General features: G+C 65.6%; 10 protein-coding genes. 7 read left to right on the top strand and 3 right to left on the bottom strand.

Features of this window, described 5'->3' with window-relative positions; genetic code table 11:
• The first annotated feature begins 31 nt into the window (after positions 1–31).
• The 3 genes from BG61_RS27125 to BG61_RS27115 are packed head-to-tail and all read left to right on the top strand — an operon-like array spanning position 32 to position 5167.
• Positions 32–784, top strand: coding sequence for a peptidylprolyl isomerase (locus BG61_RS27125; RefSeq protein WP_035928251.1), 753 nt, complete (start codon positions 32–34; stop codon positions 782–784).
• A gap of 19 nt (positions 785–803) precedes the next feature.
• Complete coding sequence (locus BG61_RS27120; RefSeq protein ID WP_035928253.1) at positions 804–3863, top strand: peptidase domain-containing ABC transporter; 3060 nt, start codon at positions 804–806, stop codon at positions 3861–3863.
• On the top strand, positions 3860–5167 hold the full coding sequence (locus BG61_RS27115; RefSeq protein ID WP_035928255.1) for a sigma-54 interaction domain-containing protein: 1308 nt from the start codon (positions 3860–3862) through the stop codon (positions 5165–5167). The genes BG61_RS27120 and BG61_RS27115 overlap by 4 nt, the downstream gene beginning before the upstream one ends.
• Before the next feature lie 30 nt (positions 5168–5197).
• On the opposite strand, the gene BG61_RS27110 is transcribed toward BG61_RS27115, so the two are convergent.
• Complete coding sequence (locus BG61_RS27110) at positions 5198–5968, bottom strand: PP2C family protein-serine/threonine phosphatase (protein ID WP_035928260.1); 771 nt, start codon at positions 5966–5968, stop codon at positions 5198–5200.
• Positions 5969–6153: 185 nt separating this feature from the next.
• Complete coding sequence (locus BG61_RS27105) at positions 6154–6444, bottom strand: hypothetical protein (protein WP_035928263.1); 291 nt, start codon at positions 6442–6444, stop codon at positions 6154–6156.
• Positions 6445–6986: 542 nt separating this feature from the next.
• Here BG61_RS27105 and BG61_RS27100 point away from each other — a divergent pair.
• Together BG61_RS27100 and BG61_RS27095 are read left to right on the top strand one after the other, a co-directional pair.
• Positions 6987–7496: a lecithin retinol acyltransferase family protein gene (locus BG61_RS27100; protein ID WP_035928266.1), complete on the top strand. Its 510-nt coding sequence runs from the start codon at positions 6987–6989 to the stop codon at positions 7494–7496.
• A 77-nt stretch (positions 7497–7573) separates the two neighbouring features.
• Positions 7574–7822 (top strand): hypothetical protein, encoded by a 249-nt coding sequence (locus BG61_RS27095; RefSeq protein WP_035928269.1) that lies wholly within the window; start codon positions 7574–7576, stop codon positions 7820–7822.
• Positions 7823–7889: 67 nt separating this feature from the next.
• Here the strand turns inward: BG61_RS27095 and BG61_RS27090 are convergent, their stop codons facing one another.
• Positions 7890–8546: a cation efflux transmembrane domain-containing protein gene (locus BG61_RS27090; protein ID WP_051672809.1), complete on the bottom strand. Its 657-nt coding sequence runs from the start codon at positions 8544–8546 to the stop codon at positions 7890–7892.
• Positions 8547–8832: 286 nt separating this feature from the next.
• Here BG61_RS27090 and BG61_RS27085 point away from each other — a divergent pair, with 286 nt between their 5' ends.
• Together BG61_RS27085 and BG61_RS40400 are read left to right on the top strand one after the other, a co-directional pair.
• Complete coding sequence (locus BG61_RS27085) at positions 8833–9942, top strand: 4-hydroxyphenylpyruvate dioxygenase family protein (protein WP_035928273.1); 1110 nt, start codon at positions 8833–8835, stop codon at positions 9940–9942.
• A 193-nt stretch (positions 9943–10135) separates the two neighbouring features.
• Positions 10136–10306 (top strand): DUF2934 domain-containing protein, encoded by a 171-nt coding sequence (locus BG61_RS40400; protein ID WP_075584236.1) that lies wholly within the window; start codon positions 10136–10138, stop codon positions 10304–10306.
• Positions 10307–10450 lie beyond the last annotated feature (144 nt).

Below are 10450 nucleotides of genomic sequence, written 5' to 3'. Positions count from 1 at the left end.
GCGCGCGCCCGACCACCAAGGAGCGAGTGAGATGATGCCGATAGTGCGAATCGATGAGGAAGTGGTGGACGTCGGGGAGTTCGTGAGGCTGCTGAAGCTGAACGGGCAGTACGACAGTCTCGTGGAGCAGCTCGTCAGGGACAAGCTGACGGTGCGCGCCGCCAAGAAGCACGGCATCGTCGTGACGGGCGACGACATCCAGACGCGGGCCGACCAGTTCCGGCGTGTGCGCGCCCTGCACCGTGCGGCCGACATGAACAATTATCTCGATGCGCTCGGCGTGAGCCTCGACGAGTTCGAGGTCTTCATCACGGAGACGCTGTATCAGGAAAAGATGCTGGAGCAGGTCGGCACCGACAGCGCGGTGGAGGAGTACTTCAAGCTCAACTCGCCGAAGTTCGACAGCATCGAGGTGAGCCACATCCTGCTCGACACCGAGGGCAAGGCGAAGGAGATGATCTCCTACCTGAACGACGACCCGGACAGCTTCGCGGACATGGCGCGCGAGCACTCGCTCGCGGACACGCGCGAAGAGGGCGGCGTGATCGGCCGCGTGCTGCGCGGCCAGTTGAAGACCGACATCGAGGCGAAGGTATTCAATGCCTCGCCGGGCGACCTGCTCGGGCCGTTCCCGGCAGCGGACGGCACCTTCTACGAGATCTTCGCCGTGACCGCCAAGCATCCGGCCACGCTCGACGAGGACGTGAAGGGAGAGATCCGGCGGCTCCTGCGCGAGGAATGGCTGATGGCGCGGGCGCAGGAACACATCATCGAAGCGCGCTAGGGACGAGGAGTGCCAGTACATGGATGTGCCATCGAAACTCGATTCGCCGGCTGATTTCCTCGCGACGGTCGAGATCCTCTCTCCGTTCACGCGCGACGAAATCGAGCGGCTCGCCGAGCATGCCCAGTCGCGCTTCTTCGGATTCGGCGAGACCGTATGCAACGCGGGCGATGCCGCCGACGGCCTGTTCGTCATCAAGGCGGGCTCCGTGCGCATCTTCACCGAGGAGCACGGCAAGGAAATCAGCATGGGGGTGAGGAAGGAGCGCGAGGTCTTCGCCGATATCGCCATGCTGCGCGACTACCGGCACGAGTCCTCGGTGCGCTCCTCGGGCAAGACCGAGCTGCTCTTCATTCCGCGCACGGCGATCGAGCCCGTGATCGCGAACAATCAGGCGGCGCTCGCGTTCATCACGAGCTATGTCGCGATCAATTCGGCGGGCGGCTTCGTCGCGCGCCTCTTCGATTTGCGCGGCAAGCTCAACAAGGCCGAACTGGAAGAGTGCGTGCGCAGCGTCGGCGTGAAGCGCGTGGGCGCGGGCAAGGAGATTCTCAAGCAGGATTCGCGCGAGGACCGGCGCCTGTATGTCGTGCGCCAGGGCGAAGTGAAGATCATGCGCACCGAGGCCGGCACCGAGCATCTGCTCGCGACGCTCGGCCCCGGCGAGATCTTTGGCGAGAAGGCGTGCGTGATGCGGCAGGAGCAGGCGGCGTCGGTGGTCGCGAGCGTCGAGACGCGCCTGCTCGTGATTCCGGAGAAGACGGTCCATTTCATCCTCGAGCGCAACGTCAAGCTGCGCGAGGTGCTGGAAGAACGCATCCGCTTCACGGAGCGCGAGCTTCAGCGGCAGAAGAAGCTCGCGGAGCGGCGCCGCCTGCCGTCGATGCTCGATCTGCACACCAAACCCGAATTCGGCGAGCGCGTGATCAAGCGCTTCGCGTGGGTCGAGCAGGCGGAGGAGATGGATTGCGGGGCCGCGTGTCTCGCGATGATCTGCAAGCACTACGGCATCTCGATGACACTCGGCAAGCTGCGCGAGCTCGCGAACGTCACCACGCAGGGCGCGACGCTCGACAGCCTCGCGCGCGCGGGCGAGTCGCTGGGCTTCACGACGCGCGGCGTGCAGTGCACGTTCGAATCGCTGCGCGGCTTCGACCTGCCGTTCATCGTGCACTGGGAGGGCTATCACTACGTCATCGTGTACGGGGTGTCGAAGGAGAACGTCTGGGTGGCGGACCCGGCGATCGGCTTCAAGAAGATGACGGTGCAGGAGTTCGAGCGCGGCTGGAGCGGCACGTGCCTGCTGTTCACGGCGGATCAGGACATGGCGCAGATGGAGGTGTCGCGCTCGCCGTGGATACGCTTTGTCGGCTACCTGAAGCCGTACAAGAAGATCCTGCTGCACCTTTTCATGGCGACGTTCGTGATCCAGGTGCTCGGCGTCGTGCCGCCCATCATCATCCAGAACATCCTCGACGGCGTGATCGTCCATCAGAACTTCGGGCTTCTGCATGTGCTGATCGCGGGCCTCATCATCTCGAGCGTGTTCTCGCAGCTGATGGCGACGATCCGCGCCTACCTCGCGAACTTCATGGTGCGCAACATGGACTTCGCGATGATGTCGCAGTTCTTCAAGCACACCATGTCGCTGCCGTTTGGCTTCTTCGCGAAGCGCAAGACGGGCGACGTATTCGCGCGCTTCCAGGAGAACCAGACGATTCGCGCGTTCCTGACGGAGTCCACCGTCACGACCGTGCTGAACCTGCTGATGATCTTCATCTACTTCACGATCATGTTCCTCTACAACGTGAAGATGACGCTGCTCCTGATCGCCTTCGTGATACCGATCATGGTGCTCACCGCCGTCGCGACGCCGAAGATCAAGCACTATGCGCGCGAGGTCTTCGCCGCGTCCACCGACGCAAAGTCGTTCCTGATGGAAGCGCTCGGCGGCGTCGAGACGATCAAGGGCATGGGCATCGAGCGGCCGGTGCGGATCAAGTGGGAGAAGAAATACGCGAAATCGCTCGAAGTGCAGTACAAGGCGCAGGCGTTCAACATCGTGGTCGCGCTCGGCGGCCAGCTGCTCAATTCGGCGACGACCATCGCGATACTCTGGGTCGGCGCGAACATGGTGCTCAACCATGAGATGACCATCGGCCAGCTGATCGCATTCAACGCGTTCATGGGCAGCGTGCTCACGCCGCTGATGGGGCTGATCGGCCTGTGGAGCCTGCTGAACGACGCGGGCGTCGCGATGGAGCGCCTGGGCGACGTGCTCGACATGGAGCCGGAGCAGAAGCCCGAGGAACTCTCCTCGCGCGTGATGCTGCCGGACCTGCAGGGCGTCATCAGCTTCTCAGGCGTCTACTTCCGCTACGGCGACGGCGACGCGCCCTACGTGCTCGAAAACATCAGCTTCGACATCAAGCCAGGCGAGCTGATCGCGATCGTCGGGCGCAGCGGCTCGGGCAAGACGACGCTCGCGAAGCTGCTGGTCGGCTTCTACGCGCCGAGCGAAGGCAAGATGATCGTCGACGGCTACGATCTCGGCGTGATCGACAAGGGCTATTACCGCGGGCAGATCGGCTACGTGATGCAGAGCAATCTGCTCTTTTCCGGCACGATCGCGGAGAACATCGCGAGCGGCGACGAAACGCCGGACCGGCGGCGAATCGAGGACGTCGCGAAGATGGCCGACGCGCACGCGTTCATCTGCAAGCTGCCGCTCGGCTACGAGCAGGTGGTGGGCGAGCGCGGCATGGGGCTCTCGGGCGGGCAGATCCAGCGGCTGTGCATCGCACGCGCGCTTTATCACGACCCGCGCCTGCTCGTCTTCGACGAAGCGACGTCCGCGCTCGACACGCAATCGGAAAGCAACATTCTCGGCAACATGCAGGACATCCTGAAGGGGCGCACGGCCGTGATCATCGCGCACCGTCTCTCCACGATCATGCGCGCCGACAAGATTCTCGTGCTGTACGAAGGCGGCATCGTCGAGCAGGGCAAGCACGACGAACTCGTCGCGCGAAAGGGCATGTACTACCAACTCGTGCAGAAGCAACTGAGCGCAGCATGAAAATACTCGACCAGCCAGAAGAAAGCGCGCCGCCGGGCTCGGCCATCTCCTATGCCGGACTCATCGAAAAGATCGAGATCCTGCGCTCGACGCTGCGATGGTCGTCCAAGCTCGAACGCCCCGAGATCGAAAAACTGCTCAGGCAGGCAAGCTCGCTGCGCGACGAGGTGATGCAGCTGTCGCACAAGGAGCGTTTCGTGCAGGCGGCGGGGGCGGAGCCGAAGCGCGTCGACCAGACGCCCGGCGCGCGGCGCCAGGGCCTGCTCGAACGCAGCTTCATCTTCGAGGGCACGTTCGGCGACAACCCGAAGCTCCTGGAAGCGCTGGAAATCGCGGAAAAGGCCGCGCCGACCGACCTGCCGGTCCTGATCGACGGCGAGAGCGGCACCGGCAAGGAACTGATGGCGAAGGTCATCCACGCGAACGGCTCGCGTGGCGACAAGCCGTACATCTCCGTGAACTGCGGCGCGATTCCCGACAACCTGCTGGAGTCGGAGCTTTTCGGCCACAAGAAGGGCGCGTTCACGGGCGCGTCGAACGACCGCAAGGGCAAGTTCGAAAGCGCGCACACGGGCACCATTTTTCTCGATGAGATCGGCGAGCTGCCGCTCACCGGGCAGGTGAAGCTGCTGCGCGTGCTGGAAGCGCACGAAATCCAGCGCGTGGGGTCCGACGAGCTGATCGCGGTGGATACGCGCATCGTCGCGGCGACCAACCGGAACCTGCGCCGCTTCTGCGAGGAAGGTCGCTTTCGCGAAGACCTGTTCTACCGCCTGAGCGTCATTCATCTGACGTTGCCGCCGCTGCGCGAGCGCCGCGACGAAATTCCGCTGCTGCTCGCCTATTTCGGCGACGAAGCGGCCGCGACGCTCAAGCGCCGCCCGGTGCGGATGTCGCCGCGCCTGCGCGATTTCCTGAAGAACTACGACTATCCGGGCAACATTCGCGAACTGCGCAATGTCATCTACCGGCTCGCCTGTCTCGCGGCCGACACCGCCGATCTCGAACATCTGCCGCTCGACATCCGGCCGAAGTCGGCGCTCTCGTCGGCGATGAACGACGCGCAGGCGCCGGGCGGCGGCAGCATCGTCGCGACCTCGCTCAGCGAGGCGAAGCGCACCGCGAGCGACGAAGCGGAGCGCGCGTTTCTCGAACGCGGGTTGCAGGAAGTGGGCGGGACGGTGGCGGAACTCGCGCGCCGCTTCGAGATGAACCGCTCGCATCTCCAGATGCTGCTGAAGAAGCACGGGCTGCATTCGAAGGATTTTCGAGCCGCCGCAGCGCAGCGCGACAAGGAAGCGTGACGGTAGTCCGGAGGTAGCGCTGAAGGCGCCTCAGAGGGTCGGGTTCACCTGCGTCTTGTCGGCGCAGCCGAGGTCCTCGGCGTGCACCACGACCGCCGAGATGTTGTCGCGCCCGCCGCGCGAGAGCGCGAGATCCACGAGCCGCTGCGCGGCCTGCTGACAGTCGCCGGGCGCGAGCTCGGTCAGGATTTCCTGTTCGGTCACTTCGTTGCTCAGTCCGTCGCTGCAGAGCAGGAACGTGTCGCCGTCGTCGAGATCGACGGTGTCCTGGTCGAGATCGAGCGTGTCCATCGCGCCGACCGCGCGCGTGATCAGATGCTGCGCCGGATGGTGCAGCGCTTCCTCGGCGGTCAGCTGGCCGCGCGCCTTCAGTTCCTCGACATGGCTGTGATCGCGCGTCAGCTGATGCAGCCGGCCGTGCCGGCACAGATAGATGCGGCTGTCGCCGGCCCACAGATAGCCACAGCAGCGCTCGCCCGCGACGAGCAGCACGACGGTGCTGCCGATACGCTGGACCTGGCGCCTCGCCGCTTCCAGCCGCAACTGGCCGTTCACGTTCAGCAGGCGCTCACGCGCATCGGCGACGAGGCTCGCGAGCCCGTCGGGCGACGACACGCCGCCGAGGCTCTCGACCACAAGCCGGCTCGCGAGATCGCCGACCGCGTGGCCGCCCATGCCGTCGGCGACGGCCCACAGGCCGCGCTCGGGCCGGTCGAGGTAGGCGTCCTCGTTGATCTGCCGGACGCGGCCCGTATCGGACCGGGCCGCCGACGTCCATCGGAACTCACTGGTAAAAGTCACGGCACCCTCTGGATCTTCAGTAGCGCGCTGCGTCGTCGGAGAAGCAAGAACACGGCTTATGCCGTCAATTGTGCACCAACGCCCGGCGCCTCGATTGGCAATTTGGGCGGCGCGGCAAGGGTGCCGCGCGCGCCCGGCGGGCTGCGGCAAGGCGCCTGTCCGGCACCTTGCCGCGAGCCTGCCGCTTACCCCTTGACGTTGCCCGCGATTGCGGTCGGGCTCACGTTGATATTCGAGTTCGCGCCGGTGTTGTGGACGTCGACCTGCTGGAACTGGTTGATCATCTGGTCGGCGGTGAAGTTGTTCGTGATCTCGATGATGTTCACCACCCCGCCGAATCCGCCCGGCCGACTTTCTATGTAGGGCGTGATCCAGCCGTAGATCCACGGTGCGCCGCCGCCGCCGCCGATGGATGCCATCGCCGCGTGGTCGAGCTCGCGATCGTAGTGCAGGTCGGTGACAGTGATGGCGCTCATTTCGAATCTCCGTGCCATGTGCGGCGGGATGGGACGCCGTAACCATCGCAAGGGCCGTGCCGGGATCGAGCCTGAAAAGACTGCCGGCGCCTCACGCTTGCGGCGCAAGGCATCGCCGACCTTCGCGTGGCATGCCACGCCTTCGGGGCGGCAATGCGGCTTCCGATCAGTTGGGCGGAAGCCAACATTTCGCGGCGCAGGCGCGTCGCCGAACCAACACCGGGACGCGCGCCGCAAAGCGATCGTCCGACGAATTCCGCCTTGCCCCGACATTCCTGAAATCCACGAAAGCGCTCGCTCGCGACGCATGCCGCGTACTTAAGCGTGCGCTGAAAGTCCTGATGGTCCGCGCCCGACAACACCTTCTAAAGTGTTGGCGAGGTCAAGACACTTGCGTGCGCGCCGAGACCTCGAAAACATATTTAACCGTTAAAAATCAATAGTTTATAAAGACTGGCCCGATTGATGCAATTGAGTTGGCAACGAGGCGCCAAACAGACACATCCGACGCCCCGCCGACCAAAAAATAATCGGAGCGAGCCATGTCAACCACCCAACAAACCGGACTGTTCGAACAACAAGGCGCCGCCGCAGCGATCGCCTTTTCGTTCGACGACGAACCGGCTCTTGGATCGCAACTGATCACGGTTCGCTCCGGTTACCAACACCATGGCATCTACGTCGGCAACGGCAAGGTCATTCACTACGCAGGTTTCGCCAAGTCCCTGCATCGGGGCCCGGTGGAAGAAAGCACGGTCGAGGAGTTCGCCGCGGGTCACGAAGTCTGGGTCCGCCTGAACGCAACCGCCAAGTTCGTCGGCCTCGAAGCCGTTCGCCGCGCCCGCTCCCGCCTCGGCGAAGACGACTATCGCCTGCTCACGAACAACTGCGAGCACTTCTGCTCGTGGTGCCTGTTCGGCGAAAACCGCAGCCAGCAAGTCGAAGCCTGCTTCACTCACCCGCGCGCCGCGCTTCACGCAGTCGCGGGCCTCTTCAGGGCGTTCATCAACGCGGAACGCAGCAGGCTCTTCATCGGCGCACGCGCCGCATGACCGATTTCACACACCGGCCGCGCGGATCCCGAATTGATGCGCGGCCACTGAAGCAAAGGCAGTCGAGGAGAAAGATCATGCACACGGATGAAAAATCGCTTCACTGGGCCGTCGACAAATGGCTCGCCCCGACCCCGGCGATGCCGGCGCGCGTCGTGCGCTTCTGCCGCTCGGAGATCACCCGTGCGCGCTACGTCTGCGTGGAGGCGCTGCACCCGGGCGGCATGCTCGCCATCATCTTCTTCCGCCACGAGGACGGTTCGTGGAACGTGTTTCCGCCGCAGGCCAAGCGGCCTTCGATGGGCTTCGCGCGCATCGCCGCGTGAGCCGGTTCGCGCCTGCAGGTCCGCATGACGCCGGTGCGCCGGGTGTGCCCGGCGCGCCGCGCGGCGTTCAGCGGCGGCCCGCGCCCGGCGGCCGCGCGAGCGGCACGGCGGTTTCCCGCAGTTCCGCGCGTGCCTGGCGCAGCACGCGCGCGGAGGAACCCAGCGCGAGCGCGGCCATGATGCCCGCCACGCTCAGGTCCGGCCACGCCGACGACGTGCCGAACACGCCCAGCGCGGCGACCAGCACGGCGAGGTTGCCGAGCGCGTCGTTGCGCGTGCAGAGCCACACGCTGCGCCGGTTGCTGTCACCATCGCGATGCGCGTAGAGCAGGAGCGCCACGCCGCAATTGGCGGCGAGCGCGAGCGTGCCGACCGCGCCCATCGTCGGGGCGCTGGGCGTCGTCGAGTCGAAGGCATGCCACAGCGCGCAGCCGAGCACCCCGATCCCGAACGCGGCCATCGAGAAGGCCTTCAGCAGCGAGGCCCTCGCGCGCGCCGCGAGGCCCATGCCGAGCACGAAGAGGCTGATGCCGTAGTTGGCGGCGTCGCCGATGAAATCCACCGAGTCGGCCAGCAGCGACACGGACCCCGCCACGATTCCCGACACGACCTCCACCACGAACATCGCGAAGTTCACGGCGAGCGCGATCCAGAGCGCCGAGCGGTAGCGGCTGTCGTGGCGGGGCGCCTGCCCGTGGTCCTGGCTGCAGCAGTCGTCTTGCATGGCCGACTTCCTGATTCAACGATGGGCGAGGCACCGCGCGCCGCGCGGTCCAGGGCGTGCCGCGGGTGTCTGCGATATCCTCACGAGAGGCCGTCACCGCGCCGTCATGCCGCCGCTACGCTTTCTCGCGGCTTTGACATGTCGATTGCGTAACCGCTACTCTACTGCCACTTTTCGGGCGGCGCCGGTGTGGGCGGCCCGCGCGGCAGCGGCGCCCGCGCGAGTGCACGGACGCACCGGAGCACCCGAACGCAATCCGGCCAGACCATTTTTCAAGGTATCTCCGATGACGCATCCCGACTCCGATTCCTCCGCCGCACCGACACCGGGCGAGGGCTCCGGCAGCAATCCGCTCGGCATCGCGGGGCTGGAGTTCGTCGAATTTTCGAGCCCCGACCCCGACGGTCTCGCGACGCTCTTCGGGCGGCTCGGCTTCGTGCCCGCGGCGCGCCACGTCAGCAAGGCCGTCACGCTGTTTCGCCAGGGCAGCATGAATTTCCTGATCAATGCCGAGCCGGATTCGTTCGCGTCGCGGTTCGCCGAGACGCACGGCGTGGGCATCTGCGCGATCGGGATTCGCGTCGTCGATGCCCAGACGGCGCACGAGCGGGCCGTGGATTTCGGCGCATGGGACTTCGAGGGCGAGAAGATCGGCCCGAACGAACTGGCGATTCCGGCGATTCAGGGCATCGGCGACTCGCACATCTATTTCGTCGATCACTGGCCGGGCAAGAACGCGGGCGAGGCGTCGATCTACGACATCGACTTTCGCCCGATCAACGGGGCCGGCACGCAAGCCACGCAATACGGCGGCACCGGGCTGCTCGAAGTCGACCATTTCACGCAGACGGTCGGCGCGGGACGCATTCGGGAGTGGCTCGACTTCTACCGCGAAGTGCTGCATTTCGAGGAGCTGCATCAGGTGCATCCGGACTGGCACGTGTCGCAGGACTCGGCGGTGACGCTCTCGCCGTGCGGCTCGATCCGCATTCCCGTCTACGAGGAAGGCACCTACCGCACCGACCTGATGCAGCAGTACCTGCCCGATCACGCGGGTGAAGGCGTGCAGCACATCGCGCTCGCGTCGGCCGACATCTTCGCTTCGGCCGACGCGCTGATCGCCCGAGGCGTGAAATTCGTCGAGCCGCCCGCGCGCTATTACGACCAGCTCGATGCGCGGCTTCCGGGGCACGGGCTCGACGTCGCGCAACTGCGCGCGCGGGGCATTCTCGTCGACGGCGAGATCGCCCCTGACGGCACGCCGCAACTGTTCCTGCAGACGTTTGTCGAGCGCGAGCGCGGCGACATGTTCTTCGAGATCGTCGAGCGCCGCGGCCACCACGGCTTCGGGGAAGGCAATCTCGCGGCGCTCGCGCTCGCGCGTTCGACGCCATAGCCGCACGGCCCGGCCGGCGCTCCGCTCACGAGGCACGCGCGTGACACCGCGCGGCATAGCGATTGCTGCGGTGAGATCGCTGCAACGTTTGCCGGATGGTGGCGCCGCGGCCCGTATGGAGTCGGGCCGGCGCGTGCGACCGTGGAGTCCGCGGCTTCCATCCGTTCCGTAATCATTTGCCTGGGAGCGCACGATGGAAAACACATCGCTGGACACGTCGACGGACGAACAGATCCGCCGCAAAGCCTACGAGCTATGGGAAGAAGCGGGGAGCCCCGAAGGACGCGCCGACGAATTCTGGGAAGAGGCGCGCGCGAGCGTCGCTGGCGAAAATGGCGGGCCGGCGTCCGTCGAGAAAAGCTAAACCAGTTCGTCGGCCAGGGTCATGACGACGCCATGACGGCGGCGCGACTGCCGCCGCTCATCCGATAGCACCCACCTGATCTCCTGCACGCGGCGCACCCTTTCGGGGCGCGCCGCCTTTCAATGTGCGCTCGCGCTCCGTGCC

Source organism: Caballeronia glathei, from assembly GCF_000698595.1.
GTDB lineage: Bacteria > Pseudomonadota > Gammaproteobacteria > Burkholderiales > Burkholderiaceae > Caballeronia > Caballeronia glathei.
Note: the sequence above shows the minus strand (reverse complement) of the source record. Positions and strands in the feature narration are given on the sequence as shown.